General features: G+C 49.2%; 29 protein-coding genes. 10 read left to right on the forward strand and 19 right to left on the reverse strand.

Features of this window, described 5'->3' with window-relative positions; all coding sequences use genetic code 11:
• Positions 1 to 48: 48 nt before the first annotated feature.
• Complete coding sequence (gene rbcL, locus NWE92_10250) at positions 49 to 1,272, reverse strand: type III ribulose-bisphosphate carboxylase (GenBank protein MCW4030009.1); 1,224 nt, start codon at positions 1,270 to 1,272, stop codon at positions 49 to 51.
• Positions 1,273 to 1,359: 87 nt separating this feature from the next.
• On the opposite strand from rbcL, the gene NWE92_10255 reads away from it, so the two are divergent.
• The gene (locus NWE92_10255; protein MCW4030010.1) at positions 1,360 to 2,904 is read left to right on the forward strand and encodes an AMP phosphorylase; all 1,545 of its coding nucleotides are present in this window, start codon (positions 1,360 to 1,362) and stop codon (positions 2,902 to 2,904) included.
• 5 nt (positions 2,905 to 2,909) lie between these two features.
• Here the strand turns inward: NWE92_10255 and NWE92_10260 are convergent, their stop codons facing one another.
• The 3 genes from NWE92_10260 to NWE92_10270 form a co-directional block, all read right to left on the reverse strand.
• A complete protein-coding gene (locus NWE92_10260) occupies positions 2,910 to 3,278 on the reverse strand; it encodes a DUF5518 domain-containing protein (GenBank protein ID MCW4030011.1) in 369 nt (122 codons plus the stop codon).
• 89 nt (positions 3,279 to 3,367) lie between these two features.
• A complete protein-coding gene (locus NWE92_10265) occupies positions 3,368 to 3,724 on the reverse strand; it encodes a DUF5518 domain-containing protein (protein MCW4030012.1) in 357 nt (118 codons plus the stop codon).
• Between the two features lie 46 nt (positions 3,725 to 3,770).
• On the reverse strand, positions 3,771 to 4,469 hold the full coding sequence (locus NWE92_10270) for a TIGR00266 family protein (protein ID MCW4030013.1): 699 nt from the start codon (positions 4,467 to 4,469) through the stop codon (positions 3,771 to 3,773).
• A gap of 200 nt (positions 4,470 to 4,669) precedes the next feature.
• On the opposite strand from NWE92_10270, the gene NWE92_10275 reads away from it, so the two are divergent.
• A complete protein-coding gene (locus NWE92_10275; GenBank protein ID MCW4030014.1) occupies positions 4,670 to 5,386 on the forward strand; it encodes a hypothetical protein in 717 nt (238 codons plus the stop codon).
• Here NWE92_10275 and NWE92_10280 read toward each other — a convergent pair.
• From NWE92_10280 to NWE92_10325, 10 genes are all read right to left on the reverse strand, one after another.
• Positions 5,358 to 6,071, reverse strand: a complete 714-nt coding sequence (locus NWE92_10280) for an NERD domain-containing protein (protein ID MCW4030015.1) — start codon at positions 6,069 to 6,071, stop codon at positions 5,358 to 5,360. The two genes, NWE92_10275 and NWE92_10280, sit on opposite strands and share 29 nt — an antisense overlap.
• Before the next feature lie 160 nt (positions 6,072 to 6,231).
• Positions 6,232 to 7,596 carry an NADPH-dependent glutamate synthase gene (gene gltA, locus NWE92_10285; protein ID MCW4030016.1) on the reverse strand — a complete coding sequence of 455 codons (1,365 nt, stop codon included), beginning with the start codon at positions 7,594 to 7,596 and terminating at the stop codon, positions 6,232 to 6,234.
• Between the two features lie 28 nt (positions 7,597 to 7,624).
• Entirely contained in the window at positions 7,625 to 8,509 is an 885-nt protein-coding gene (locus NWE92_10290) for a sulfide/dihydroorotate dehydrogenase-like FAD/NAD-binding protein (GenBank protein MCW4030017.1), read from the reverse strand.
• Positions 8,479 to 9,696, reverse strand: coding sequence for a hydrogenase iron-sulfur subunit (locus NWE92_10295; GenBank protein MCW4030018.1), 1,218 nt, complete (start codon positions 9,694 to 9,696; stop codon positions 8,479 to 8,481). Before NWE92_10295 ends, NWE92_10290 begins: the two co-directional genes overlap by 31 nt.
• Before the next feature lie 233 nt (positions 9,697 to 9,929).
• The gene (gene trxB, locus NWE92_10300) at positions 9,930 to 10,862 is read right to left on the reverse strand and encodes a thioredoxin-disulfide reductase (GenBank protein MCW4030019.1); all 933 of its coding nucleotides are present in this window, start codon (positions 10,860 to 10,862) and stop codon (positions 9,930 to 9,932) included.
• 158 nt (positions 10,863 to 11,020) lie between these two features.
• Positions 11,021 to 11,548 (reverse strand): DUF2096 family protein, encoded by a 528-nt coding sequence (locus NWE92_10305; protein ID MCW4030020.1) that lies wholly within the window; start codon positions 11,546 to 11,548, stop codon positions 11,021 to 11,023.
• Positions 11,549 to 11,620: 72 nt separating this feature from the next.
• Positions 11,621 to 12,343 (reverse strand): thymidylate synthase, encoded by a 723-nt coding sequence (locus tag NWE92_10310; GenBank protein ID MCW4030021.1) that lies wholly within the window; start codon positions 12,341 to 12,343, stop codon positions 11,621 to 11,623.
• A 165-nt stretch (positions 12,344 to 12,508) separates the two neighbouring features.
• Positions 12,509 to 14,182 (reverse strand): thermosome subunit beta, encoded by a 1,674-nt coding sequence (thsB, locus tag NWE92_10315; GenBank protein ID MCW4030022.1) that lies wholly within the window; start codon positions 14,180 to 14,182, stop codon positions 12,509 to 12,511.
• Positions 14,183 to 14,384: 202 nt separating this feature from the next.
• A complete protein-coding gene (locus NWE92_10320; protein MCW4030023.1) occupies positions 14,385 to 14,732 on the reverse strand; it encodes a four-helix bundle copper-binding protein in 348 nt (115 codons plus the stop codon).
• A 428-nt stretch (positions 14,733 to 15,160) separates the two neighbouring features.
• Positions 15,161 to 16,054 (reverse strand): glycosidase, encoded by an 894-nt coding sequence (locus tag NWE92_10325; GenBank protein ID MCW4030024.1) that lies wholly within the window; start codon positions 16,052 to 16,054, stop codon positions 15,161 to 15,163.
• 148 nt (positions 16,055 to 16,202) lie between these two features.
• Between NWE92_10325 and NWE92_10330 the strand changes: the two genes are divergently transcribed.
• From NWE92_10330 to NWE92_10345, 4 genes are read left to right on the forward strand one after another with little or no spacing between them, the layout of a single operon-like run.
• The gene (locus NWE92_10330; GenBank protein MCW4030025.1) at positions 16,203 to 17,414 is read left to right on the forward strand and encodes a glycosyltransferase family 4 protein; all 1,212 of its coding nucleotides are present in this window, start codon (positions 16,203 to 16,205) and stop codon (positions 17,412 to 17,414) included.
• Complete coding sequence (locus NWE92_10335) at positions 17,390 to 18,463, forward strand: glycosyltransferase (GenBank protein ID MCW4030026.1); 1,074 nt, start codon at positions 17,390 to 17,392, stop codon at positions 18,461 to 18,463. Before NWE92_10330 ends, NWE92_10335 begins: the two co-directional genes overlap by 25 nt.
• A gap of 22 nt (positions 18,464 to 18,485) precedes the next feature.
• A complete protein-coding gene (locus NWE92_10340; GenBank protein ID MCW4030027.1) occupies positions 18,486 to 18,899 on the forward strand; it encodes a CBS domain-containing protein in 414 nt (137 codons plus the stop codon).
• A 9-nt stretch (positions 18,900 to 18,908) separates the two neighbouring features.
• Entirely contained in the window at positions 18,909 to 19,808 is a 900-nt protein-coding gene (locus NWE92_10345) for a glycosidase (GenBank protein MCW4030028.1), read from the forward strand.
• 3 nt (positions 19,809 to 19,811) lie between these two features.
• Here the strand turns inward: NWE92_10345 and NWE92_10350 are convergent, their stop codons facing one another.
• The 3 genes from NWE92_10350 to NWE92_10360 are packed head-to-tail and all read right to left on the reverse strand — an operon-like array spanning position 19,812 to position 21,754.
• Complete coding sequence (locus tag NWE92_10350) at positions 19,812 to 20,870, reverse strand: L-threonylcarbamoyladenylate synthase (protein ID MCW4030029.1); 1,059 nt, start codon at positions 20,868 to 20,870, stop codon at positions 19,812 to 19,814.
• Entirely contained in the window at positions 20,867 to 21,361 is a 495-nt protein-coding gene (locus NWE92_10355) for a GNAT family N-acetyltransferase (GenBank protein ID MCW4030030.1), read from the reverse strand. The genes NWE92_10350 and NWE92_10355 overlap by 4 nt, the downstream gene beginning before the upstream one ends.
• Positions 21,362 to 21,379: 18 nt before the next feature.
• The gene (locus NWE92_10360) at positions 21,380 to 21,754 is read right to left on the reverse strand and encodes a hypothetical protein (protein MCW4030031.1); all 375 of its coding nucleotides are present in this window, start codon (positions 21,752 to 21,754) and stop codon (positions 21,380 to 21,382) included.
• 208 nt (positions 21,755 to 21,962) lie between these two features.
• Between NWE92_10360 and NWE92_10365 the strand changes: the two genes are divergently transcribed.
• The gene (locus NWE92_10365; protein MCW4030032.1) at positions 21,963 to 23,042 is read left to right on the forward strand and encodes an acyltransferase family protein; all 1,080 of its coding nucleotides are present in this window, start codon (positions 21,963 to 21,965) and stop codon (positions 23,040 to 23,042) included.
• A gap of 6 nt (positions 23,043 to 23,048) precedes the next feature.
• On the opposite strand, the gene NWE92_10370 is transcribed toward NWE92_10365, so the two are convergent.
• Positions 23,049 to 23,720, reverse strand: coding sequence for a GDSL-type esterase/lipase family protein (locus NWE92_10370; GenBank protein ID MCW4030033.1), 672 nt, complete (start codon positions 23,718 to 23,720; stop codon positions 23,049 to 23,051).
• A 115-nt stretch (positions 23,721 to 23,835) separates the two neighbouring features.
• Positions 23,836 to 24,441, reverse strand: coding sequence for a hypothetical protein (locus tag NWE92_10375; GenBank protein MCW4030034.1), 606 nt, complete (start codon positions 24,439 to 24,441; stop codon positions 23,836 to 23,838).
• Between the two features lie 296 nt (positions 24,442 to 24,737).
• On the opposite strand from NWE92_10375, the gene NWE92_10380 reads away from it, so the two are divergent.
• Genes NWE92_10380 through NWE92_10390 form a run of 3 tightly spaced genes read left to right on the forward strand, consistent with a single transcriptional unit; the run spans position 24,738 to position 26,408 of the window.
• A complete protein-coding gene (locus tag NWE92_10380) occupies positions 24,738 to 25,112 on the forward strand; it encodes a prefoldin subunit beta (GenBank protein MCW4030035.1) in 375 nt (124 codons plus the stop codon).
• A 16-nt stretch (positions 25,113 to 25,128) separates the two neighbouring features.
• Positions 25,129 to 25,416, forward strand: coding sequence for a DUF3194 domain-containing protein (locus NWE92_10385; protein MCW4030036.1), 288 nt, complete (start codon positions 25,129 to 25,131; stop codon positions 25,414 to 25,416).
• Complete coding sequence (locus tag NWE92_10390) at positions 25,413 to 26,408, forward strand: DHH family phosphoesterase (protein ID MCW4030037.1); 996 nt, start codon at positions 25,413 to 25,415, stop codon at positions 26,406 to 26,408. Before NWE92_10385 ends, NWE92_10390 begins: the two co-directional genes overlap by 4 nt.
• Positions 26,409 to 26,425: the final 17 nt, after the last annotated feature.

The raw sequence follows: 26,425 nt of genomic DNA on the forward strand, positions 1-26,425 counted from the left end.
AGAACAAAGCAAAGGTAATAGATAAAGGGGTAGGTTAACCCAACAGGGTTAAGCCCGCCATTTTTGGAGTGCCACCGAGAGTTCGCTGTGGGTTTGCGCGTATTCCTCAAGCGATAGACCCTTCAGGGTTGCGTCGACTGCTTGCCGCATCGCTTTTGCGCCAGCTGCGGTGCCGTTAGGGTGACCATGAATGCCGCCGCCTGCCTGCAGCACCACATCATTGCCGAATATGTCCAGCAAAGCGGGCACCAGACGAGGATACAGGCCGCCGCTGGCAACGGGCAACACCGACTTCAAAATGCCCAATTCAGACTTGCAAGCATTGATGTTGTCGACTACTTCAGGTTTAGTTTCAGACATCTTACCCACCACGGTACCCACATGGAGTTGGTCAACGCCTAATATGCGGGCGACGGTGGCAATGGGTTTCATCGCAATGCCGTGCACTTGGCTCTTAGTGAATGCGGCGTGACCTGCGCGGTGTGCGTGGAAAACAAGTTTGAAGTTTTGGTCACGCAGGGTTTGAAGGGCGGACCAACCGCAGGTTAAAATATCAATCATAATGTATTCGCCGCCGTGATCAAGCACGCTTTGGGCACGTTTAAGCATCACTTCGGTTTCGGCAGTGACGTTTATCATGTAAACTTTACGTTCACCCGTCTCAGACTGAGCCTTATCCCTTGCTTCCAAGGTCTGCACAAGCCGCTCGTCGAAGGGGTTGAAACGTTGGCTACTGAGGTTCTCGTCGTCTTTTACTACGTCGCAGCCGCCACGCCAAGCCTCATAGGCAACTTGGGCGTGGTCACGGGTGTTTAGACCCAATTTAGGTTTAATGATAGTGCCAACAAGGGGACGCTTAGGCACAACAAGAAGACTGCGGATGCCAGCTATTCCAAAGGCGGGTCCTTTAAAGCTGTCAAGGAGGGCTTTGGGGAATTCGATGTCGAGTAAGCGGAGGTTTTTGAGTGCTTTGAGTCCAAAGACGTTGCCTGCGACGCTGCTTAGGATGTTGGGCATGTTGGAGGCTTCGAAGAGCTCGATGGGGTAAGCGATTTTGATGGTGTTGCCCTGCATGCTGAACACGTGGGCGGCTAAGGCTTTAACGTAGGGTTTCTCGGTGGTGAGCTCGGTCCAGGTGCCCACGGAGCTTTCCGCCGCGACCCCGCCTGCCGCTTCCTCTAAGCTTATGCCTTCAGGTTCAACCAGAAAAGTGCAAATCAAATCAGTTTCTTTAGGGCGATAAGTTAAATCGATAAAGTCTAGGTACTTCAAAGCAAGACATCTCGCAGTGATGTTTGACTGGGTTTTCCTTAAAATCTTTAACTATTTCCAAACCCATCACTTACGGTGGGTATCTCTTTGGAGTTTATAGTTGAACTCTTAAACATCACTACAGGCGGAAACCGAATTGCGGTGCTGGGTGAACACAGCGCCAACCTGCTGGGCGTGCATAGTTCAGACAGAATAAAAATCCGATATGGCAACAAAGAAATGATAGCCATCACTAACATCGCGGAGCATTTCCCCGAAAACCGCATTGGACTCTTCGAGGAAACCGAAGCAGCCCTCCAAGTAAAAGACGACGAAGTAGTCGACGTACAGTTAGCGTCGTTGCCTGAGTCACTCTTTAACATCCGAGCTAAACTCCATGGCCAACGTCTCCGCGAACAGGACATAGACGCCATTGTCAAAGACGTTGTTGAGCGGCATCTTAGCACGGTAGAAATCGCGGCTTTTCTCACCGCATTAAGCATTCATGGAATTAGTTCAAGCGAAAATGAAGCCCTCTCACGCGCCATGATTTCCACGGGTAAATCGCTTGATTTCGGCGCAGGCCCCATTCTGGATAAGCACAGCGTCGGCGGAATCCCGGGCGATAAAACCAGCATGCTAGTTGTGCCCATCGTCGCGGCGGCAGGCTTCACTATCCCCAAAACTTCGTCGCGAGCCATCACGTCTCCTGCTGGAACCGCTGACCGTGTTGAAACGCTTTGCCCCGTTAACCTCTCGATTGAAGAAATCAAGAAGGTCGTGAAGAAGACTAATGGGTGTTTGGTGTGGGGCGGCTCCTTAGAGTTGGCGCCCGCTGATGACCTCTTCATCCAAGTCGAGTACCCACTCGGCATTGACCCGATGTTGTTGCCTTCTATTTTAAGCAAAAAGAAAGCCATCGGAGCAACTCACGTCGTCATCGATATCCCCACGGGCATGGGCGCAAAAATCAAAACCCGCACCGAAGCCTACACCTTAGCCTCAGACTTCGTGGATTTAGGCAAACGCTTAGGGTTAACCATACAGTGTGCATTGACTTTTGGTGACCAACCGTTAGGTTGTGGTATGGGTCCTGTTTTGGAGGCACAAGAAGCCTTAGCCACCCTTGGCGGCGGTGGACCCCCCGATTTGAGGGAAAAAGCAGTGAGTTTAGCTGGGATGCTGTTTGAACTGGTCGGCGTGGAAAATGGACGCGGCATGGCAGAGGACATGATTGACAGCGGAAAAGCAGAACGAAAGATGCGTGAAATCATTGAGGCACAGGGTGGTGACCCAACGGTTAAAGCTGACGATTTGCCCATAGGTGCCTACAAGGCGGCGGTGCATTCGGACCGTGCGGGGAAGGTTCTGTGGCTTAGCACGGATGATTTGGTGCGGGTTGCCCGTGAAGCAGGTACACCCAAAGAGAAAGGTGCAGGCGTCCGTTTGCATGTTAAATTGGGTGATACGGTGCATAAGGATGGGGTGTTGTTTGAGATTTATGCGGATCGCAGCAGCAAGCTGTCCTCGGCGTTAGAACTCGCCAAACAGCTTTCGCCCATTGTGCTGAGCAAGAAGCCTGAAGAGAAAATGGTGCTTGACCAGTTTCCCGAGAGAACCACGCATGAGAAAGCCTTCATAATTGACCGATAAGACGTTTATCCTCGGGTTATGGCGCCGCCGATTAAGCCGCCGACTGCAGATATGATGCCTGTGAAGAGCGCGAGCAATATGGCCATCAATCCGACTGCTAATCCTGCTAAACCGCCGAAGAGTGCGCCTTCCAGCCCAGAGGTTAAGCCGCCAAATATGGTTAAGCCGATGAAGCCCACGATTGCAATTAGGATGCCGCCGAATATGCCGGCTAAGAAACCAGCAAGTAAGCCTCTGCTGACACCTCGAGCTACAAGCCCCGCCACGATTCCGCCGATAAAAGCTCCTAGCAGTTGACCTAACCCCGGTAAAAGAAAAGCCAAAACTATCGTTACCAAGAACCCGATGAATGCACCTAACCAGACACTGCCCAAAAAAGTCCCTCCTACACGTTTCTAATTAGCAGAAATGAGGGTGGTTAGATAATGGTTTGTTGGTGTATGGATGAAGCAACAGGATTTTTTTATCGGGTGACTAAGCCGCCTACGAATCCGCCGATAGCTGAAAGAATCGTCACCAGCACAAGCACCAGTATGCCCAGCACTATGCCTGCTAAGCCGCCGAATATGAAACCCAACACGCCGTAGCGTACCGTTTCAACGACAATAACATGTAGAAAGCTTAGGATGCCTAGGATTATGGCGCTGGCAATTCCTGAAAGACCGCCCGCGATGGAGCCTGCAATCATGCCTCGGGCGATTAATCCAGCAACAAACCCGCCGATGAGGGCGCCCAAAAGAAAGCCTAAACCGGGATAGATTATGCTAAGGACAACTGTTACAATGAAGCCTACCAGAGTGCCAAGTCCAATGCTACCCAAGACTACACCGTAAGGGGCATACAAAAAAGAAAATAAAAAGGTTATTCTACCGTGCGCGGGTATTGCGAACTTTAGGTTCCAGCAATGTCCAGAGCCAATCGGTGAATTCTTGGAGGTTCTTGGTTTGTATAAAGATTTCTCCGGGACCCGTGATTTGGGTAACGAGACCTTCGCCGCCGAGCAGGGTTTCTTTTAAGCCTCCGAATTTGGTGACTCTGTAACTGCAGGATTCGCTAAAGCCCACGAGGTGGAAGTTGTCGACGGTCAGGGTTTCTCCGGCTTGGAGGGTGTGGGTGTCGATGGCTCCGAAGGTGTTGATGAACATTTGACCGTTACCTGTGGCTTTTATCATGAAGAGACCTTGTCCGAAGAGTCCTTTGGTGAAGCCTTCCCATTTAACGTCAAGGTCGATGCCTTGCGTGGAGGCGATGTAGGCGGATTTTTGGATGACGTATCCGCGTCCGGGTGTTAAGGAGAGCTGTTGGATGTCTCCGACGGGTGCCGCAACGAACCCTGCTTGCCCTGCACCGTTGGTGGCAGTGTAATCGTTAACCCAAAATGATTGACCGCCGATGATGCTTAGCCCTAGGCTGCCCCAGAGGCTTTTTTCACGTTTACGAGTATGTACTTCGATGTTGGGGGTCATGTAGGTCATGGAGCCTGATTCTGCGGTCAGGGTTTCGCCTTGGTCTAAGTCGGCGACTAAAAGAGCGTATGAAGGTTTGTACTTTACTTCAAATTTCATGCAACTATCACCTTACAAAAGGAATTTGTTCTGTGCTAGGTTGGTGTGGGTTGTATAAATGCTTAATGAAAAGAGTATGAAGAGCCAGTGGGTTTGGTTGAGGTTTTTTGGCGAATTTTACCCTGAATATGCGCTACTTATAAAAAGCTCCAAAACAACCCAGAATGTAGGTTTAAAAGTCAGGCTTCATAGGGAACGAAATGCAGACGCCAGTCCATGTTATCCTAAAGAAAACATTCAGCATCGCCTTAATCTTCAACTCGCTAATTACCATAGCCACAGTTGCAGGCATCATATACGGCTACTACCTATCCTACCCTTACTGGGAACCCTACGCGCCATTCTTAATTAACGGCAATATCTTCTGGTTGGCGTTAGCCGCGGGCTTCATCAACATCTTCCCCGGCGCCAGCATTGGACGCGCACTCCACACAGGACGCTTCCTATTCCACCACTACGTCTACGGCTTCTTCGTGCTGCTCTCAACATCGGCGTTTGTTATGGTATTCACGCCAATCCCGTTGCCCAGCCTATTCTTTGTAGACTCCAACAGCATAGCCGTAAACGCTGGGCGCGTATTTTTCCTAGCAGGATTAGCGCTGCTGCTTGATGATTTACCTGATGTTTCAAAACGGATGGAACGAGGGCTAAACTGGCTAAAAAGACAAGCTTATGAAGGCAGAAAAATCCTTCATATCTTTCAATTCGTTACAGGTGTTTCGTCACTGTACTGTTGTCTCTCCATCTTGTTGCACACACTCACAACTTGGGAACGGGCGCTACCAAACGTATTCGTCATCGGCAGCCTCTTTGTAACTAGCATAACCTCGTTCGCCTGTTTCAGGCGCAAAGCTTGGCTAAACATCACCCCACCTGAACCTAAACCGCTCAGCGCTTTTGCTTCACAACCTCTTTAGCTAAGGCCTCAAGTTCTTGGCGAGAAAGTTGCCGCGGACTTAAATGCGTCGAGATGTGACGTGATAGTTGAGGAAGCATAACAATTGGCACGGCGGGATTGTATAAGTGCAGCATAGCATGTTTGTTTGTGAAAACCACGACGCCTTCAACCCAGACGCCTAAACCGTGCAGGTCCGGTGAGCTGTCAATTATGTGGCGGATTTTTGCGGCGTTACGTCTCACTTGCTGGCTGGGCGAAGAGGGAATCTGTTTGCCGCTGCGTTGCCAAGAGTCTCTGTTGCAGGTGATGTTGCCGCTCCAGTTTTTGGTCTCCAAGACAAACACTCCCGTGGGACCTAAAACGACGTGGTCAATGTCGCCGCCGCCTCCCTGCAAATACAAGTCGTTTATAAGATAGTAGTCGTCGTTTAGGCTGCGTGTTAGATGGTCTGCGACGTTTCTTTCCCCCTGCAAGCCGCCACTGTAGATGTGGTATCTGCGCAGGTAATAGTATGAGGTTACCAGCGGAGCCAGCAAGAAAACAAAACCCGCTATCTCCAAAAGCCCAACGTGTAAAGATGTTACGATGCGATAAATCAGAAGAGCAAAAACTGCTAATAAGATGAGGAGGCTGAGCGCTGCTTTGGCGAAGTTTTTTCGGACTTGGTTTTTTAGGTAGCTGTTGGAGGCTTTTATTTTTCGCATTAGTTCATAGTGCTTGTTTAAGCTATATTATGGTATGGTGCGCTAAGTCGCTGCTTCTAAGTAAAAGAAATGTTTTCCGTAAGGGAGGATTTGAAAAAAAAATTATCCCTGTGTATACTTCAGATAAGGGAGGGAGGTCTCAGGAAGAGACCATACAGGGTTATTTCTTGTTCATGAGGTATTCATGCATGGCTTTGGCTGCACGTTTACCTGCACCCATGGCGCTAATGACAGTGGCTGCTCCTGTGGCTACGTCGCCGCCTGCATAGACACCCTCTAAGCTGGTTTTACCGTTCTCGTCCACGGTGATGGTGCCGTGTCGGGGGTCGCTTTGTAAGCCGTCGGTGGTACCTTGGATGATGGGGTTGGGGGTTTGTCCAATAGCGATGATGACGGTGTCGACGTCCATGGTGAATTCTGAGCCTGGGACGGCTTTGACGCCTCTTCGTCCTTTTGCGTCAGGTTCGGTGAGTGCCATAGCAATGCATTTCATGGCTTTCACCCAGCCTTTGCTGTCGCCGTAGAATTCAACTGGGGCTGAAAGGAATTTGCATTGTAAGCCTTCTTCTTCAGCGTTCTCGATTTCTTCGTGACGTGCAGGGAGTTCTTCGCGTCCGCGGCGGTAGAGCAGGATGACTTCAGCGCCTAAACGCATGCTACACCGTGCGCAGTCCATAGCGACGTTGCCGCCGCCGATGACCACAACGTGTTTGCCGATGCGGATGGGGGTGTCATATTCGGGGAACTGGAATGCCTTCATTAGGTTAACGCGGATAAGGAACTCGTTGGCGCTGTAGATGCCGCCGAGGTTCTCGCCGGGGGAACCAGTAAATGTTGGTAGACCTGCGCCGCTGCCGATGAAGACTGCATCGTAGCCGCCTTGTTTCATTAGTTCAGGTATGGTGTGGATTCTGCCAATGAGGTTGCCGACGCGAAGGTCGACGCCGAGTTTCTGGACGTATTCAACTTCGTTCTGCACAATCGCTTTCGGGAGCCGGAATTCGGGGATACCATAAGATAACACTCCGCCGCCAACGTGAAGGGCTTCAAACATCGTGACTGAGTGTCCAAGTTTAACGAGGTCAGCTGCAACGGTTAAGCCTGCGGGTCCCGCGCCTATGACAGCCACTTTTTTGCCTGTCGGAGGCGCTTTAGGCGGTAGCGTTGCGCCGTTGTCGCGTTCCCAATCCGCCAAGAACCGCTCGAGGCGTCCGATGCTGACCGGGTCACCCATTCTGCCAATGACACATTTCGCTTGGCACTGCACTTCTTGAGGACAGACACGTCCACAGACTGCGGGTAGGGCGTTTTTGGATTTGATGATTTGGATGCCTTCAGCGTATTTCTTTTCTTTGATGGCTTTGATGAATTGGGGTATGGGGACTTCTACGGGGCAGCCGCTTCGGCACATGGGATTGGGGCATTGTAGGCAGCGGGTGGCTTCTTCTTGGGCTTCCGCTTCCGTGTAGCCTAGGGCGACTTCGCTGAAGTTTTTAGCGCGAACTGTGGGTTCTTGCTTTGCCATTTCCACTGCTTTTCGGTTTAGTTTGGGTTTAGGCTTTGTTTCTGCCACACTTACATCCTCCATGCATATGATGAACTTCTGCTAACACGCTGCTTAGCCGCTCCTCGGGAAGCATCGTGCGTTGACGCAGAATCAACTCGTCAAAATCAACTTGGTGACCATCAAACTCGGGACCATCCACACAGCCAAAGAGCATCTTGCCGCCGACCGTGACGCGGCAGACACCGCACATGCCCATGCCATCAATCATGATGGGTGTGGTGGTTACGATGGTGGGGATACCAAAAGGCTTAGTGATTGCACTAACATCCTTCATCAAGATAACGGGTCCCATAACGACACAACGGTCAAACTTTTCCTTAGCCAGCAGTTCCTTTAGAAAATCAAGTCCCTTGTAGCCTGCGGAACCGTCGTCGGTGGATATTATGACTTCGTCGCTGTACTTTTTCGCCTCGTCTTCCAGCATGATGAAGGCTTGGGTTCGAGCGCCCAAAACTGTGGTGACGTGGTTGCCGGCTTCTTTCATGGCTTTTGACTGTAACAGCAGGGGCGCAATCATGACGCTGCCGCCGACGCAGAGCACACGTCCATACTTTTTGATTTCAGATGGATTGCCCAGCGGTCCAGTGACGTTGTCGATTTCTTGGCCTTGTTCAAGTTGGCCGAGGTCTTTTGTGGTTTTGCCGACTTCATGGAAAGCAAATGACACCGTGCCTTTCTCGGGGTTGTATCCGCAGATGGTTAGGGGTACGCGTTCGCCTGTTTTTCGATGGATAACGATGAGGAATTGTCCCGGATGAGATTTAGCTGCGATTTCGGGGGCATCCACTTCGAAGAGCTTAATTTTGGGGACCAACTCGGTTTTGTTAACTATTTTGTACGTTACTCTTTCGCCTCCACATTTACTGTACATTTTGCAGGGGGTAAAGCTGAGATTTTCTGGTAGAACCCGTCAAGTTTAGCGTTGAAGTCGCCTTCGCATCGGGGGGACTCCTCAAACAGTTGGAACCGCTCAAGCAGCCCCTTCTTTTTGAGGACATCAAGGATTACGCCTAAGTTGCGTTCTGCAGTGTCGCGGCCTTCCGTTAGCTTGCAGTCCTTAGAGGAGCAAACCACCGCCACTACGCCGTCAAATCCGCATTCCAACGCGTTCACGACATGCACGGGATCGAGGGATTTGAAGCAGGGAACCTCAAGGGATAACACGTTTTTGCCTTCAAAGGATTTGTTGGGGTTGTCTAACGCTGAGAACTCGGACCATTGGCACACAAAAGCCAAAACCGCGGGGCCTTTGCCGTTGGCTTTGAGTTGCATCGCAGAGTTCTGGTAACGTTTGAGTACATTTTCAAATTCAAAACCTTTCACTTGGATTGCGTGGTGGGGGCAAACCAGTTGGCATGCGCCGCAGCCTACACATTTCTCTTTGAAGACTTTGGGGGTTGCGAAGGATTCGAATTCTAATGCGCCGTAGGGACAGATGAATATGCATTTGTCGCAGCCGACGCATTCGAGCACGTCGTAGAGGGCTTTGCGGCTGAATTTGACTACGCGTACGGCGTCTGCGTCGTAGCCTAACTGTTCGAGCACATTACGAGCTAAAACTAGTCTGCGTGTGTTGATTTTTGTGCCTTCTTTGTAGCGGCAAAACGGATCTTCGCATTGGACGGAGACGATGTTTTTGATGCCTAAGCTGAGGGCTTCAAAGATGAAGTCAGTTGGAACACGTCCGGCGCAGGGTAGTCGTAGGGCGATGTAGTTGCCGACTTTTAGGCCTTGTTCTTTGAGGATGTCGCTGACTTCGCCATTGTTGGGGGAGTTGCCGCGGCACATTAGCACAAGCGTCTGGACGTCTTTGGCTTTTTCTTGGGCTTTTTTGAGGTAATCGGTCAAGTTGTCGTAGGTGTAGTATTGCATTTTTATGGCTGAAGCCGGACAAGCACTGTAGCAGATACCGCAGACCTGACAATCCTGGTTGTTGATTTCTACTTTTCCGTCTGCGTCAGCTTTTATGGCTTCGTAGGGGCAGATGGATTTGCAGATATAACATCGGCTGCATAGGTCTTGGTTGATTTCTACTGCAGCGACACATTTTTCGCTCATTCGTAAACCTCTTGGTGTATGTGCAGTTAACCTAAATTTGCTTAAGCGTACTAGCTAAGCTAATTGAAAGCATGAGAAGAGATTTAGAATGATATAATCCTTACCCTTGGCTTTTAGCAATATTTAGATGGTTAACGTTAATAATTCGACGTTGTTTTAGTGGCGAAGCAGATTAGCGTATACGCTTTTTGTGTGCCGTCAAAAAAATTGACAAACAAACAAAAGCCAAACGCCTATTTTCTGTAGTAGGGTCGCCGAATGTAACCGTATGCTTCCAGCGCCGCAGTGATACCCTGCCCAACCGCTGTTCCCACCTGCTTCACAGGGTGGCTTGTAACGTCGCCAGCTGCGAAAACGCCAGGCAAATTGGTCTGTTGGCGCAAGTCGATTTTGATGTAGCCATGTTCATCGGTTGCTACTCCCGCTGCCGCGGCGACTTTGCTGTTGGGGGCTTCGCCGACCTGCACAAACACCGCGTTGGTCTCAAGCTCACTGGTTTGTTGAGTCTTATTGTCAAGTAGGGTTACGGCTTTGACTACTTTTTCACCTTTGATTTCTTGGATTTCGGTATTCCACAGTACCTTTACATTGGGTTTACTGAGTAGGTCTTTGACGAGGGATTCTTCAGCCCGGAAAGCCTCACGCCGATGAACAACGGTGACTTGTGCAGCTAACCCCGAAAGATACAAAGAAGTGATACATGCAGAGTTTCCGCCGCCCACCACCACGACATGTTTGCCTTTAAAGAAGGGACCATCGCAGACGCCACAATAGCTGACGCCTCTACCGCGGAACTCTTTTTCGCCTTTGGCGCCGAGTTCTCTGTAATGGGAACCTTGGGCAATTATGACGGCTTTTGTTTGGTAAGCCGCTGTTGTGGTGGTTACGGTTTTGACTTCTCCTTGAAAATCCATGCTGGTTACGGCTTCGAGTTCATGGAAGACGGCTCCGAGTTTTTTTGCATGCGTCACCATCTTCTCGGAAAGGTCATATCCGCTTATCTCGGGGAACCCCGGGTAGTTTTCCACTTTAGGTGAGTCAGAAATGGCGCCTCCAGGAAGTTTCTCTTCAAGGATGAGCGCTTTTAGTCCGCTTCGGACAGCGTAAATGCCGGCTGCGCAGCCTGCCGCGCCACCGCCAATGATAATGACATCCCAAGTATCCATAACAAATCACTTTATGTTTCAATTATGGGAAAGAGCAATTTATGAAGTGTTCGGAAAAACTGCCAAGATAGGGCAAACTTCAAAAAGTGACGGCTAAGCTGCCCTTGACCCTACTGATAGAGGCACCTACCCACTCAATTAAACTAAATAAACTAAGTTTAGGCGGCTTTTTCTGTCTTGGGGGAAGTTTCAGCAGTCATCGCTTTAAGAAAAGCCTTAAGCGCCTCATGCGACCCAAAAACCAGCAGTCGACCATCATCTTGGGATTTAACTTGGACGCCGTTTTCTTTTGCCAGCCGATGCACTTGCTCCTCAGATAACCCCTCCATGGGTTGGATGCGTACCCATTTCTGGTCCCGAGGCACACCAGTCACAAACTGTTCAGGTCGGTAGTTTTCTTCGCCGGCTTCAACATTGGCTTCTTCTAGCCGCTTGAGCCACTGGTCTACTTCTTTTGGTTCTAAGACCACTTGGGCTTCGGTTACGAGGTAAGCTTCGAGGTTAGCGGTGTATTCTTCGGCTTTCATGATGCTGTCGCCGTGGCAACCCTCTGCAAGGATAATTTGTATAAGGGATTTGGCGGCGCGTAAATCCTCCAATATGTTGGGGGGGATTTTGACGTTTTTCTTTCTAAGAGTTAGCATCATGTCTTCGAGGAGTTTCCATGTTGCCATGTTGTGACCCATAATTAGCTTCCTCACAATGCTTAAGCAGTCTTGGCTATTAAGGGTATATTAGAAAAACTGAAATTAAGGCATTTATTCTTTTGATTGCTCAAGCGTTTTTGCTAGGCGGTTGGTTTGGGTGTTTTTGGGTTCTAAGAGTTCTTTGACGAGGTTGTATTGGCGTTGGTAGATGTGGCAGTTTTTGGAGTGGAAAATTAGTTTACCCGTTTTCAACGAGAGATTGCCTCGTTCGTTTATTTCGTTGACAAAGGCTTCATTGAACAGTTGCAGTCCAGCGATGTTGGCGGGTAAGCCTCCAAAAGCGTCCCAACTGCGGAAGTAACAAGTAAGATGCATTTGACCATCGAGAATTTCAGTGTCGATAAGACTTAAGCAGGGAGGTTCGCTTTTGTTGCCCTTAGCATCGAATTTTTTGATATCTTCAGGGCGACGGATAACCATAGTGACTTGACGGTCTCTTTGTTCTTCCACGTACCGTTTGATGGCTTCTTCGATTTGGTTTAAGGGCTTGTTTATTCGGCTGCCATAAGTGTAAACTTCGGTTTCCGCGCATTCACCGCTCCACAAGTATTCAAGCGCGTAACCCTGAACATATTTGAAGTCACAAGGAGCCTTATCGCTGACCAAGGGTCTGTTCTCGGGGTGAGTGATTTCGATGGTGAGGTTGAGTTTTTTGGTTTCTGTTTCTTCAGAGCCAAAGCCAACGGGGAAAACGTCTCCTTCCCGCCATATGGTGCTCAAGGTCTTGAACCATGCGTCTGGGCAGTCGAATGCGGTGATTTTTTGGTGCTTCATGCTGTTCGCTCAAGTGATAGTTGGGGTGTATTAAGAACTTAATTGTTTTGGATGTTAAGGGTTGCCAAAGTAACAGCCGACTTTACCAAAAATCAATAGAGCTTCAAGCGACAAATAACCAATTATCTGATTTAAAAATTAAAAGGGAAAAGAAAGGTTTGGGGTTTAGTAGGGCATTCCGCCCATACCGCCCATGCCAGGCATGCCGCCCATACCACCCATTCCTCCTGGGGGCATTGGGGGTGCTTTTCCGCCTTTGATGCTGATTAAGTCGTCGATTTTGAGAATCATGTTGGTGGCTTCGGTGGCGGATTTGATGACTTGCTGTTTGACGCGGAGCGGTTCGATAATCATTTTGCTGCACATGTCAACGATTTTGCCTGTGGTTACGTCGATGCCGAAAGTTTTGCTGTCTGCTTTCTCATGTTCAGCGCGGAGGGCAACCATGATGTCGATGGGGTCTAAGCCTGCGTTTTCGGCGAGGGTAAGTGGGATTTCTTCAACTGCTGATGCGAAGGCTTCCACTGCTAGTTGTTCGCGTCCGCCGACTTTAACTGCAAATGCGCGGAGATTCTTTGAGAGTTCTGCTTCGGGTGCTCCGCCGCCTGCAACGATTTTGCCGTCCTCAATTGCGTTACGAACAACACAGAGGCCATCATGGAGGCTGCGTTCAGCTTCATCGATGACGTGGTTGGATGCGCCGCGGATGACGATGGTTACGGCTTTGGGGTTTTGGCAGTCGCGGATGTAGATTAGTTTGTCATCGCCGATTTTGACTTCTTCGACACGTTTAGCTTTGCCTAATGTGTCGGGGGCGAGGTCTTTGACGCTTGCTGCGATGGCGGCGCCAGTGGCACGGGATAGTTTTTCCATGTCGCTTGTGCTGACGCTTTTCACTGCTAAGACGCCGGCTTTTCCGAGGAAGTGGAGGGCCATATCGTCGATGCCTTTTTCGCAGAAAATCACGTTTGCGCCTGACTTGGTGATTGCAGACACCATGTCTTTTATCATGCGTTCCTCTTCGTCGAGGAAGAGTTTCATTTGGTCAGGGCTTTCAATGTTGATTTTTGCATCAAACTCGGTTTTCTCGATTTCGATTTTAGCGTTAAGAAGCGCGATTTTTGCGTTGTCAATAATTTTTGGCATGCCAGAGCTGGCGACTTCTTTGTCAAGAACCATGCCTTTGACAAGTTCGGTTTCGTCGAGGCTTTTGCCGTGTTTCTTGACGATTTTAATTAGGTCAATGTCAGCTACGTTTTTGCCTTCAACTTGCTCGGTTACTTGTTTAACTGAGTCAACGATGATTTTTGCAAAGTGATCCTCTGCGACGTTGATGCTTTTGCTCGATATTGAGGTAATGGCGACTTCGAGCAGGGCTTTTTCGTCGTTTATGGTTATGGGGATGGCGATTTGGTCGAGGATTTTTTGTGCTTCTTCGCTGGCTTTTTTGTATCCTTCAATAATTACGGTTGGGTGAATGTTTTTGTCAAGTAAGCCTTCGGCTTTTGCTAGTAATTCACCTGATAAGATGACGGCGGTTGTGGTTCCGTCGCCTACTTCGTTATCTTGGGCTTTTGCTACTTCAACAAGCATTTTTGCTGCGGGGTGTTGAACGTCAAGTTCCTTCATGATGGTTGCGCCATCGTTGGTGATGGCGACGTCGCCCATGCCGCTGACAAGCATCTTGTCCATGCCGCAGGGACCAAGTGTTGATTTGACTGATTCAGCGACGATTTTTGCAGCCATAATGTTGTTTTTTAGTGCTTCGCGGCCAGTAGATCGACCGGTACCTTCTTTTAATACGAGAACTGGGATGTTTCCTCCACCTTGAGTAGACATTGTGTACTTTCACCAAAGTTTATGTTTATTAAATTCTAGAACGGAACAATCATAAATTTAGATATAAGTATTTCTCAGCAGGTGCCGCCTTAATACATAAACCCAGCCAACCAATAAAACGCTGACAGCCAAAAGGCTGCGCGCCGACTGGCGTTCTCTGCTTTTGAGTTACTACCCCAAAGTGCAACCGCCAAAAAGGAAGTCATCTTGCCATTTCACGACAGGACTCAGCGCATCGGCGACAGACGCTGGCACATTCCTTCATGAAATCGTCTTCGAAGCGATCGCAGGTGTCGGCGCATTCATCGCAGATGTCAGCGCAGATGCCGCAGGTTTGAGGATAATAGGTTGAGTTGCGAAGCATAAAATCCGCGTTGGTGCTGCATATTTTGGCGCAGTCCAGCAGGAGGTTTAGATGCTCGTATTCCGCATGTCGCCGCCCCATCGTTAAGCATCTTATGGCTGTTTCCGTGCAACTCTGATAACAATCCAAGGAATCTTTTAGGCACTCTCGGACTTCGTCGCTTGCCATAGCTTCAGAGCTTTGCATCCGCTCCAGTTCCTCCATGGACCCAGTGATTCTACCCGCAATGGGAGATTGCTTCTCCGGCGTCCAACCTTCCTCCTCGTCTTCTTGGGTATGCGTTTCGCCTTCGGCGGATTCGTCTGTGTAGTTTTTTTCGTCTACGCTACGCATATCGCGGGCTTCAACTTCGCCTAAGTCGGGTTTCCGACGGTCTAAGGGTTCTATGTCATGTCTATAGGAATCTGGCACGTCTTCACCTCCAAACCAAAAAGCATACTTGCCGTTCAAAAAATGCTGTTTGCTAATTTTGGGGATTTGAGATTGAATATACAACAGTAGTTGCTAGTGTCACTGTAATTTAAGAATATGTGACTGTTATTCTACGCCAACACCAAAGCTGCAACCGAAGCGTAAAGGACCAAAAAAGAAAGCAGTAACCAACTAAAGAAGGGTCATTTGCGGGGAAGTAACTCGTTGAGTTCAAAGCTTGCGCCGCAAAGCACACTGTCGGCTCCGCCATAATAAACGATGACTTCGTCGTCGATTTGGACGTTGCCACAGCTAAACACCACGTTGGGAACGTCGCCGACGCATTCGTAGCCTTCACAGGGTGTTAGGATAGGCTGTTCTGAGCGGTAGAGAATTTTTTCTGGGTTAGATTTTTCCAGCAACGCCACACCCAGCGAGTAGTGCTTCTTTTCGTCTACACCGTGATAGATGAATAGGTAGCCTTCGTTGAGTTCGATGGGGGTTCCTGCAGCGCCGATTTTGTGGCTATCCCACATCCGATCTCGGGGCTCCATGATGGATTTGAAGCCATGCCATTTTTTGAAGTCATCGGAATAAGCGATGCAGATACTGGGTTCAATACGGTGAAACATAACGTAGTTGCTATCTACTTTGCCAGGCAGGATGACTGCGTCTTTGTTACGTACTCCTGGGAAGGGTAGGATACGGTCAGACCAGTTCCAGTTACGTTTCACGAAGTCTTTGAGGTTAATGGAGGTTAAGGCAATTTGGAAGATAACGGGAAAATCGTGGTTTCGATATGCGGTGTATGCCATGTAGCATTGGTCGCCAATTATGGATAATCGGGGGTCTTCGCAGCCGTCGCGTTCAGCGTGGTGAATTGGGTTAAAAATTGGCGTGTCAAAGCGTTCTTTTATAGTGTAACCATCATTTGAGGTTGCTAGGCCCAGTCTTGAAACGTTGTCGTCGCCCATAGCTCGGTAAACAATGTGGACCAAGCCCTCACTATACACTGCTGCAGCGTTGAAAACGGATCTGGATTCCCAGAAATTTGTTTTAATTGGCTCTAATATGGGATTATGTTTAAAGCGTTTCATAAGCCCCTCTCCCTTCGACTGCAAGACTGTACAAAGGCAAAATATAAACATCATGCAAAAGTCCATCAAAAAACGCCCCTGTGACTGGCATAGTACAATCACATGCGCTTAAAGCGCCCCAAACCTCAATATATTTCGTGACTAGCTGTTGGCTAAGTATATTCTGGGCACACCTTCCTTGACTACTGTCAAAGAAGTTGCCTATGTGAGCACCTACCCGCCGAGGAAATGTGGGATTGCTACCTTTACAGCAGATCTCGTTAACTCGATAAGCAGGCTCCATAAACTTCAAGACCAAAAAGTCATATCAATCGATGGACGCAGAATATTTAAACCCATTAATGATGGTGTCCAACATAAAATCGGAAGAGACACTCAAGAAGATTACGCCTTAATGGCGGAGTTCCTCAACCAAACCGACATTAACGTTGTTAACGTCCAGCATGAATTCGGGATTTTCGGGGGCGAATCAGGCGCTTACATTTGTGATTTTATGGATAGACTCAACAAACCAGTCGCCACCACGCTCCACACGGTTTTGCCTGATTTTGAGGAAAAAACCCGAGAGGTATTTGACAGAATCGTGAAGCGAAGCGCCGCCTTAATCGTTTTAAACGCTACCGAACGGTCTCTACTCAAAAAGTATGGCGTTCCAGACCGCAAAGTCAAGATTATTCCACACGGGTGCCCTGACCTGCCATTGACCTCTTCAGCTAAGGTTAAGCCATATTTAGGCTTGAAAAACAAAGTTGTGCTTTCGACGTTTGGGCTGCTGAGTCGAGGCAAAGGCATCGAATATGTCATAAAAGCATTGCCAGAACTCGTCAAAAAAGACCCGCGCATCGTGTATTACGTGTTGGGGGTTACGCATCCTCAGGTGAAAAGCTACGAGGGAGAAGCCTACCGCAATATGCTTCTGCGTATGGCAAAAGACCTTGGGCTTCGCGGACACGTAAAATTCCTTAACCGATTTCTCTCTAAACCTGAACTCTACAATTATCTGCAGGCAACCGACGTATACATAACACCCTACCTGTCACCTAACCAAGTGAGCAGTGGCACCTTATCCTACGCTTTAGCCGCGGGAAAAGCCGTGGTGTCCACACCATACTTCCATGCAAAAGAGGCACTGGGGGAAGGAAGAGGTGTCTTCTGTAAATTTAGAGACCCTGAATCTATCGCCGACTGCATCTCAAAGATTATTGATGATGAGCAATTCCGAACCTCACTAGAACATAGGGCATATCGTTATAGCCGCAAGTTTAGGTGGCCATTGGTGGCAGAGAAATACCTCAGGCTTTTTGATAGCCTTTCTAGTCAGGCAGTAAGGGAGGAGTGGCCATTAGGCTTCCACCTCTAAAAATTGATTATCTCAAATCCTTCACCGACGACACTGGGCTTTTTCAACATGCCAAATACTGCATCCCCAAACGCACCGAGGGCTACACCACCGACGACAATGCACGAGCTCTAATCGCAGCTGTCAAATATCACCGTCTAAAAAACGACCCCGAAATGACCCGACTATCAAGCATCTATCTAGCGTTTCTTAATCATATGCAGAGACCCGACGGCAACTTTCACAATTACCTCGGCTACGAACGCAGCTACCTAGACGTGGATGGTTCACCTGAATGTATTGGACGCGCAGTTTGGGCTTGTGGAACCGCCATTAACTCTAATTTGCCGATGGACATGAGGTTGGTGGCGAAAGACATTTTTGACCGCTCTTTTCCATGGGTTTGGAAGTCAACGTCGCTGCGGTTTTATGCGTTTGCGCTGCTGGGGCTCTTCGAGTATTATTTGGCTGCACCTCACGATGACCTACGAGCGGAAGCGGAAAAAATAGGTGACAGCCTAATGAAGCAATACCGCAATGAAGCCTCAAATGATTGGCACTGGTTTGAACCCTTCCTCACCTACGATAACAGTCGCCTCACCCACGCACTTTACGTGGCTGCCCTGTTAACGCAGAAAGAGAAGTTCCTCGGAGTCGCTGTAGAGTCTATGAATTTTCTGTTGCGGACACAGATGATTGAGGGGGTCTATATGCCTGTGGGTAATGATGGCTGGTATAAACGGGGCGAAAAACGGGCGTTATATGATCAGCAGCCTCTGGAAGCCGCGGCCATGGTGGAAGCCGCAGTAGACGCCCACTATACTACGGGAGAGGGACGCTACATTGAGGTTGCAGAGAAAGCGTTTGGGTGGTATTTGGGGAGGAACAGTCGAGGCGTTATGCTTTACAATCCGCAGACAGGCGGATGCTACGATGGCTTAAGTGTTGATGCTGTGAACAAAAATCAGGGCGGCGAATCATCCATTTCGTATCTTTTGGCCAGGCTTAAGCTTGAGGAGTTGCGGCGGGGGGTTTGGAAACAAAAGATGCCCCCGCTAAGAGGAGGATAACAGTTTTTTGTGGGATTGAATTATGTGTGAACCTTTGCTTAAAATTCGGGACATAATGTGCAAAGATATAGTTACCGCCAAAGAAGACCTAACCATCCAAGAAGCCATACAACTTCTATACGAACGCCACGTGGGCTCAATCATAGTTGTGGATGATGAGCATAAATGCATCGGAATCTTCACCGAACGCGACGCCATCCGCATAGCCGCAAACAAGGTCTCCACTAAAGAAAGACTTAGCACAGTAATGAGTAGGCGCGTCGTGACAATCTCCGTTGAGAGCTCCTTCGAGGAAGCCAAACACATCGTACTCGCTCACGACATCCGCCACCTACCCGTCATAGACCAAGCTGGAAAACTGGTAGGACTATTTTCAGTGAGGGCATTTTTTGATGAGATTTTAAGTTTGAAGACGCTGCCGTCAACCGAAACGTAGGAACCGCCTATGCAACGCTACTCTGGAAACCCTATTCTTACACCGTTAGTTGAGCATCCTTGGGAATCCAGAGAAGTCTTCAATCCAGCCGTCGTGTACCTAAACGGCAAAGTCCATATACTTTACCGCGCGATGGGCAACGATGGGATTTCAAGAATCGGCTACGCAACGAGCAGAGATGGCTACAAAATCGATGAACGCCTCTCGGAGCCAGTTTATTTTCCTAGGGCGCAAAGCGAAAGAGATGGATGTGAAGACCCCCGCTTAAGCGAAGTTGAGGGGAACCTCATCATGGCATATACGGCGCTGCGCAATTACAGTCACTTACAGGTTTACCAGATAGCCTTAACCACCATATCAACCAACGATTTTTTAGCTAGAAAATGGAACTGGACCCACAGCCGTTTACCGTTCCCCAACATCCGTAACAAGGACGCCGTCATCTTCCCAGAAAAAGTAAAAGGACGCTACGTGATGCTTCACCGCATTGAACCAGACATCTGCATCGGATACTCCTATGATATGAAACATTGGTGCGACATCAAATCAATCATGATGCCCAAACCAAAGGGGTGGGATAACTGGAAAATCGGCGTCGCCGGTCCACCCATCAAAATCAACGAGGGCTGGCTTCTCATATATCACGGCATCGACGTTGACCGCCACTACTCCTTGGGCGTTGCGCTGCTTGATAAGGACAAACCGGACCGAGTAATCTACCGCTCCAAAGAACACCTCATAGCACCCAAAGAAGACTACGAACGCTTCGGCAAAGTCCCCAACGTTGTATTCAGCTGCGGCAACGTCATCATAGGCAACGAATTCTTCCTCTACTATGGCGGAGCAGACAGCGTCGTATGCGTCGCCACCATGCCGCTAGATGATTTGCTCGCCCAAATCCACCGATAAAAATTAGGCTTTGATGATGTGGTAACCAGAAGCCTTGCGGAGCCGATTCATCACCGCCAACCCTAACCCCTCGGAGGGAACGCTTTCAGCAAAAATCACCTCAACGCCCTGCGCGTCTACTTCGCGGAGCAAACGGAAAAGGTTGTGAGAAACCGCCAGCAAATCACTTCGGCTGCCCAACGAGGCGACCACGTCAGCGCTGTAGCGGGACTGGGTTTGGTCAGTGGCTAAAACAGCAACTTTAATTCCCCTCTGATGGTAGGAGACGGTGAGTTCTTGGATTTTTGTGCAAACCGCCTCAACATCTCCCTCCACTATGATTACTGCTGCTTTGGGGGCGTAATGTTTGTGTTTCATGCCCGGTGAGCGTATCTGTTGGAGGGGCAACTCGGCTTCGGCTTCCACAAAAGGATGCAACTTCAGGTTGCCCAGTACTGCTTTGAGGGCTTCGTAGGGGGTGCCGCCGGGACGCAGCAACATCGGGGGGTCAGAGGTTAAGTCAACCACTGTGGATTCCACGCCGATGGCTGTGGCTCCGCCGTCGATTATGGCGTCGATTCTGCCGTTTAGGTCCTCGTAAACGTGGGCGGCGGTGGTGGGGCTGGGTTTGCCTGCGAGGTTGGCGCTGGGAGCAGCGATGGGGCGGCGGCTTTGACGGATAAGCGCTTGGGCAACGGGGTGGCTGGGCAATCGGATAGCGATGGTGTCTAATCCTGCCACAGAAACCGTTGGAACCAGTTTGGAGTGCTTAAAGAGAAGTGTGAGGGGTCCGGGCCAGAATTTTTCCATTAGCAGCCGCGCTTTAGTGGAAACTTCAGTTACTAAGGGCGCGACGTCTGAGGGGTCAGCGACATGCACGATGGGGGGGTTATCTAACGGACGTTGCTTGGCTTCAAACAACGCCAAAACCGCCTCGCCATTAAGCGCGTCAGCTCCTAAGCCGTAGACTGTCTCAGTGGGGAACGCGACCAACCCGCCGCCTCTGAGGATGTCTGCTGCCTGCTGGATGATTTGGGGGTCAGGACTTTTTGGGTCTACTTTTAGGAGGAGAGTTTGCTTCATGGATTGCGCCTTAAATATTCAAGCACGACGGAAGTTTCAACTTGCCGCGGAGAAATATTCCAGTATGTGTTGAGGAGTTTATTTGTTTGCTGCCTTGAGTGCAGAACGAAACCGTTTTTCTGGTAGAAGTGGATTGCCCAGGGAGCATCTTCCCATGTGCCGACCAGTATGCGTGGAGTTTGGGCTAAGCTTAACAGATGCAATATGAGTTTTTCGCCGATACCCCTACGCTGATAGCTACTTAGGGTGTAGGCGTGGCGAATCAGCGTGACGTCGCCGACGGGTTGAATCCCCATAACCGCCACCACCGCCTCGCCTTCGGTGTAGCCGTAAAATTGGACGCCAGAATCAATTTCTTCTTTTAGCTCCTCAGCGGGCATGTAGGGGTCTTTCCAGCAATCAGGAGGGATTTTTCCCTTGTAAGCTACGGCAGCCTCGTTAACGATTGTTAAAATGGTTTGGAAGTCTGCTTCCGAGAGTTTGTGAATCATAAATTTCACGGGCGAGGGTTAGATGGCGCTGGGTTCTTTTTGTCCCTCGGTTTTGGTTAGTTTCTCGATGAGATGCATGAAGAATGATTGTGCCTGTAATTCGCCGACTTTGTCAAGGTAGACTGAGACGACGGCGATTTTTCCTTTTTTTGCTGCCACGAACTCGGCGAACATGCGGGCGGTTATGATGTTTTTGTCGCCTAAAAGCACCGACGACGCGACGGCGCCCGTTAAATCTTTAGGTTTTGGGACCGCGATGGCCATGGTGCCCATTTTGTCCTCGTTTTCGCTAAGCATTACCATGATGGAGTTTTTGGCTTCCACATAGACTGCTAAGAAGCGTGTGTCTTGAACTGTAAGTTCGTCTTTAATCACGTTGGCGCGGTCACTCATTTTTTGTCTCCTTGAGGGGGTAAGGTTTTGTTACTTAAAAATACTTACCAAAGCAAGCAATAAAAAAACAGTACCCAGACAAGCAGCTTTTACCAGTTACAAATCAAAAAACAATGGACAAAAAACGGCACTTTTTCGCTGCAGACAAGCAGTTTTATAAGTTCTCAGTTAGGCACTATTCTATAAGTCAAATTATAAGGCGTGTTACTTGGAAAACGAGGGATTAGACTCAACAAAAAAGATAGCGCTACCAGTGGATCTAATCCGCACAGTAGCCATCGTGCTGGTTGTGTTGCTACACGCCGCCAACGAAGCTCTCCAAGTGGATGCCGTCGGCTCACCGTATTGGTGGACAGGCGCCGTATACAAAACACTCTCGCTCTCCTGCGTACCCCTCTTTATCATGTTAAGCGGCGCGTTGCTGCTTCAGCCCAGCAAATTTGAAGAACCCATCCGTGTGTTTCTGCGCAAACGCTTGAGTCGCATTGGGTTAGCCTTCTTCTTCTGGACCGCGATTTACATCATCTGGGGGTTCTTCATCTATCAGTTCCCCTTAACCGCACAGAACATAAGCGACAGTATCCTCAAAAGCCTCTTCACAGGCGCCTACTACCAGTTCTGGTTCATCTACCTAATCGTTGGCTTATACCTCATAACGCCGATTCTTAGGGTACTTATCGCCAATGCAAGCGACCGCATCATCCGATACTTGCTGTTGCTGTGGTTTGTGGGTGTCGCAGTGTTGCCCCTTGTCAATTTAGCGGCTGGATTCGCCTTGGACACAACCGTGTTTATTATCGGCGGATGGGTCGGCTACTACATTTTGGGCACTTATCTCCAAAAAGTCAAGCTCCAACCAAAACTCCTCTACGGACTACTGGCATTGTCGTTTGCGTGGACGCTAATTGGCGTAGGGTTAATGGTTTATCCCTTTGCAGGCTTAAACCTAACTTACCTGTTCTTTGATTACCTAACCGCCAACGTCATCGTAGGTTCAGTAGCAGTTTTCCTGCTGCTATCAAAAGTTCGCTCTGACTGGCCCACCAGCACCCACCCCAATCTCCAACGGCTCATATCAGCCATAAGCAAAAACACGCTACCCATCTTTCTCTTCCACCTCATAATCATGGAGTCATTCCAGAGGGGATTCTTTGGCTTCACCCTAAGCATCAACACCCTAAACCCCATCGTAGAAATCCCTCTGCTCGCAACGCTAACCTTTTTCATAACATTGGGACTCGTTCTCATAATGCGGCGAATACCAGTGCTCAACAAGTTAATCGGCTAAAAAAGCCTATTTGATGGCGTCGTAGACGATTTGAGCGATTTCTTGGGCACACGCCGCGCAAGGATGCACACCATCGGGGAAGTATTCGCGGTTACTCAGAAAGGGCGTGTAGAGATCAATTACTTGTAACCCTTCATCTTGGGCAACCTGATAGATACGGGGGATAACCTCATCCACCAAAAAAGTTGCATTAATATCTAGCGCATTGGTATAAGCGGGCGGGGGAATCACAAGATAAAGCGGGGCATCTGTCCAGTTCTGAACCCGATGAATGAGCCGCTCATAGTTGGCGGTGAAGTTGCTTATTTTTTGCAGGTTGTCTATGCGGGCGTCGTTGGTTCCAAGCTGAATGACCACTGTGGTTGCCCCGAAGTCGCGTGCTTCACGGAAACGCAGCTCATAGTAGTAGGGACGGTCGCTCCAGAGGTTGACTGTGGCGCCGCTGACGCCGAAGTTGCCCACGACCGAGCCATTGCCAATTAGAGTTTGGAGGTACTCGGGGTAACCAGTAATTTCAGTAATGCTGTCACCTAGGCATGCTACGCGGCTTAGTTTGCCGTTGTTTTGGCGGCTGTTACTTGCGGCTTGCTGGGAATAGACTACGGATAGACTCAACACTATCACGACTAAGGCTATGCTTGCGAGGATGATTCGCTTCCTTTGGGCAATAAACGTCATTTCGGGCACAGCAATTACGGATAGTGAATGTTTTGACGATGTTAAAAGCTTTCTAAAAAGAGCTCACGGCGCTTAAGAGCCCACTTTTTGCTTGTGTAGCAAGTAGAATTTTGCGTCACATCACACCGTCTGGGTTGGAGTAATAAATTTGTTTAGTGTCCGCCCAAATACATACCGAGTAGCCAACCACCCAATATTGAGGGTTACCCCAAACAATGTCAGGAGTGCGTTCAAACCCAACCGATATACCCCAAGCAGGATAAGTTGGAGCTTTATTCTGAGCCTTAATTATCTCACCAGGCGTAGCATTCTGAGCAAATAAATTATTCAAGTCAGGCTCACCTCTAAAACCATTAATGTCCTTCACCGCCGGATTAAAAGACACGTCAACATCAGTCAGGGTTCGATTGTTTTCTGCGGCATACTGTTCAATAATAGGCATCGCTATCGCCAAGGCGTCCTCTTTCGTCAATAACTCGGATTTTGCTTGTGAATTAGTGTTTGTGGTGGCGTTTATGGTGCCTGTGTCGTTGAGGTTGTTGCTAGCAGAAGGAGTGGATGTGGGCTGGACGGTTGGAACGGAGGATGAGTCCAATTGGGAAGAGGGTTGGAGAGATATGAACGCCGCCATCAAGATGCAAATCACAAGTACCGTTGCGATGACGCCATAAAATCGCATATTTAGCGGTGGTCTACCTTCGAGCAACGGTTTCACACTCAACTGACTGCTATATCACTAAAAGCTTATGAATTTTACCACTATGCACACGTATCATCTAAAATTTGTCGAATTTCCAACACTTTTGAGGTACCGTTAAAATCGAAGCGCACATATCAAGAAAAAACACAACCGCACCCACAAATGGGCAAAAGAAGCGCGGCGGGTAAACGCCGAAGACCCCTAACATCGACAATCAGCCAGATGAACAGCAGGGTCAGAATCCAAAAACAGGGGGCTTCGTGTTGGAAATGCTTAATTAATAGCGCCTCTCATTTCTGGTACGGAAGGAATAAACTTTGAGTGATGAATTATCCAAATTACCGCCTAACGTCCAAGAAAGGCTTCTTCGGCTCCAACAACTCCAGCAGACACTCCAATCCATATTAGCACAGAAACAACAGGTTGACATGGAAAAAACCGAAGTCGACCAAACCATCGCGGAACTCGCAAAAACCGCCGATGATGCAGTAGTCTACAAAGCCATCGGCTCACTACTCGTTAAAGCTGACAAAGTTAAAGTAAACACTGAACTCGTCGAACGCAAAGAACTCCTCGAAACCCGCAGCACTGTCATCGCCCGCCAAGAAGAACGCTTACGCAGCCAAGTCAAAGAAGCCCAAACCAAACTGCAAGAAGACCTAAGCCCAGTATCAGGTCAACCATTATCCTAAAAGGACGGTATGCTTGATGGTAGAGCTCGGCATTCCAGAGCTAACCACCGAGCAAATTGAACTTTTATGCTCCACCGCTGAAGCCGCAGCCAAAAAATATGTTTTCTCCCAAGTTAGTGCTAAACTGGTGGACCACTTAGACATCAGTGTAGAAGCCGACGGTACAAAACCCGTTAACGTTACCGTCGAAGTCGACTTGGTCCTATCAGAAGAAGCAAAACTCATAGCTGCAGAAGCAGTGGTGCAGGGAGCGGTTGAGGCGGCACATCAAGCAACAGAAAACTATTTGAGAAATCTACAATGAGCTTCAAAGAACTTCTCGACGTTTTAGAGTCAACGCAGGCATCCTTTGTTTTACTACTATGTCATCGCAGCGCTGATGCGGACGCCATATGTTCCGCGTATGCGTTGCAGGGGCTGCTTAAACGATTCTTGCCCAACGTTGTTTTCGAAATCGGGTGCCCCGCAGGTATCAATAAACCGTCGAAGCAGATTCTGGACCATTTACCCGTCGTGGTGAATTTGAAGCCTAACATAGAATCCGCCGAAGCCATCGTGCTCCTCGACATGAACACAGTTGAGCAAATCGATGAAGCAGCGGAAACCGTAAAGAAGTCACCTGCTCCAAAAATCATAATCGACCACCATGCACCCAACCAAGGAACACTTGAACTCTGCAAGGTCTGCATAGTTGACGAGAAAGCCGCCGCAAACTGCGAACTCATCTACCGCCTCTACACCCAAGCCAAAGTTAAACCCAAACTAAACGAAGCCAAAGCCCTCTTTGTAGGCATAGCCTTTGATACCCGCCACTTCGCCTTAGGCAGCGCCGATACCCTGCAGATTGTGGCAAAACTAACCAAAAAGGGCATCGATGTGCAAAAGACGCTGATGATGTTCGCCGCGCCCATCGACCCCTCTGAACGCGTAGCCAAACTCAAAGCATGCAAACGCGCAAAAGTTCTCAAAATCGACGGATGGATAATCGCGCTTTCCCATGTAAGCGCGTATCAGGCTCCCGCGGCGAAGGCGCTGGTTGATTTGGGGGCGCATATGTCGGCGGTTGCAGGCAAAAAAAATGACAAAGTCGAAATTAGCCTGCGGAGCACACGCCAATTCCATGAGTTAGCTGGCGTCCACTTGGGCACCGATATTGCGGCGCCTTTGGGCGAGTTTTTAGGCGGCGTGGGCGGCGGACATGCGATGGCTGCTGGTGTGAGTGGCAGTGGCGAAATTGATGCGGCGCTCAAGCAATGCTTGGCGTTGCTTAAGCAGAAAATCCCCAAAACCCAATAGCCACCTTTAGCGGTGAT

This window comes from Candidatus Bathyarchaeota archaeon (genome assembly GCA_026014745.1).
Lineage (GTDB): Archaea > Thermoproteota > Bathyarchaeia > Bathyarchaeales > Bathycorpusculaceae > Bathycorpusculum.

Excerpts from the sequence above, each read along its gene's own strand:
- NWE92_10275 (MCW4030014.1), top strand. The coding sequence starts at position 4,670 with ATGCAGACGCCAGTCCATGTTATCCTAAAGAAAACATTCAGCATCGCC.
- thsB (MCW4030022.1), bottom strand. The coding sequence starts at position 14,182 with ATGTCTACTCAAGGTGGAGGAAACATCCCAGTTCTCGTATTAAAAGAA.
- NWE92_10290 (MCW4030017.1), bottom strand. The coding sequence starts at position 8,509 with ATGTACAGTAAATGTGGAGGCGAAAGAGTAACGTACAAAATAGTTAAC.
- NWE92_10385 (MCW4030036.1), top strand. The coding sequence starts at position 25,129 with ATGGTAGAGCTCGGCATTCCAGAGCTAACCACCGAGCAAATTGAACTT.
- NWE92_10295 (MCW4030018.1), bottom strand. The coding sequence starts at position 9,696 with ATGAGCGAAAAATGTGTCGCTGCAGTAGAAATCAACCAAGACCTATGC.
- trxB (MCW4030019.1), bottom strand. The coding sequence starts at position 10,862 with ATGGATACTTGGGATGTCATTATCATTGGCGGTGGCGCGGCAGGCTGC.
- gltA (MCW4030016.1), bottom strand. The coding sequence starts at position 7,596 with ATGGCAAAGCAAGAACCCACAGTTCGCGCTAAAAACTTCAGCGAAGTC.
- NWE92_10280 (MCW4030015.1), bottom strand. The coding sequence starts at position 6,071 with ATGCGAAAAATAAAAGCCTCCAACAGCTACCTAAAAAACCAAGTCCGA.
- NWE92_10325 (MCW4030024.1), bottom strand. The coding sequence starts at position 16,054 with ATGAAACGCTTTAAACATAATCCCATATTAGAGCCAATTAAAACAAAT.
- NWE92_10310 (MCW4030021.1), bottom strand. The coding sequence starts at position 12,343 with ATGAAGCACCAAAAAATCACCGCATTCGACTGCCCAGACGCATGGTTC.
- NWE92_10340 (MCW4030027.1), top strand. The coding sequence starts at position 18,486 with ATGTGTGAACCTTTGCTTAAAATTCGGGACATAATGTGCAAAGATATA.
- NWE92_10350 (MCW4030029.1), bottom strand. The coding sequence starts at position 20,870 with ATGAAGCAAACTCTCCTCCTAAAAGTAGACCCAAAAAGTCCTGACCCC.
- NWE92_10320 (MCW4030023.1), bottom strand. The coding sequence starts at position 14,732 with ATGCAAAGCTCTGAAGCTATGGCAAGCGACGAAGTCCGAGAGTGCCTA.
- NWE92_10360 (MCW4030031.1), bottom strand. The coding sequence starts at position 21,754 with ATGAGTGACCGCGCCAACGTGATTAAAGACGAACTTACAGTTCAAGAC.
- NWE92_10305 (MCW4030020.1), bottom strand. The coding sequence starts at position 11,548 with ATGGGTCACAACATGGCAACATGGAAACTCCTCGAAGACATGATGCTA.
- NWE92_10345 (MCW4030028.1), top strand. The coding sequence starts at position 18,909 with ATGCAACGCTACTCTGGAAACCCTATTCTTACACCGTTAGTTGAGCAT.
- NWE92_10355 (MCW4030030.1), bottom strand. The coding sequence starts at position 21,361 with ATGATTCACAAACTCTCGGAAGCAGACTTCCAAACCATTTTAACAATC.
- NWE92_10390 (MCW4030037.1), top strand. The coding sequence starts at position 25,413 with ATGAGCTTCAAAGAACTTCTCGACGTTTTAGAGTCAACGCAGGCATCC.
- NWE92_10370 (MCW4030033.1), bottom strand. The coding sequence starts at position 23,720 with ATGACGTTTATTGCCCAAAGGAAGCGAATCATCCTCGCAAGCATAGCC.
- NWE92_10270 (MCW4030013.1), bottom strand. The coding sequence starts at position 4,469 with ATGAAATTTGAAGTAAAGTACAAACCTTCATACGCTCTTTTAGTCGCC.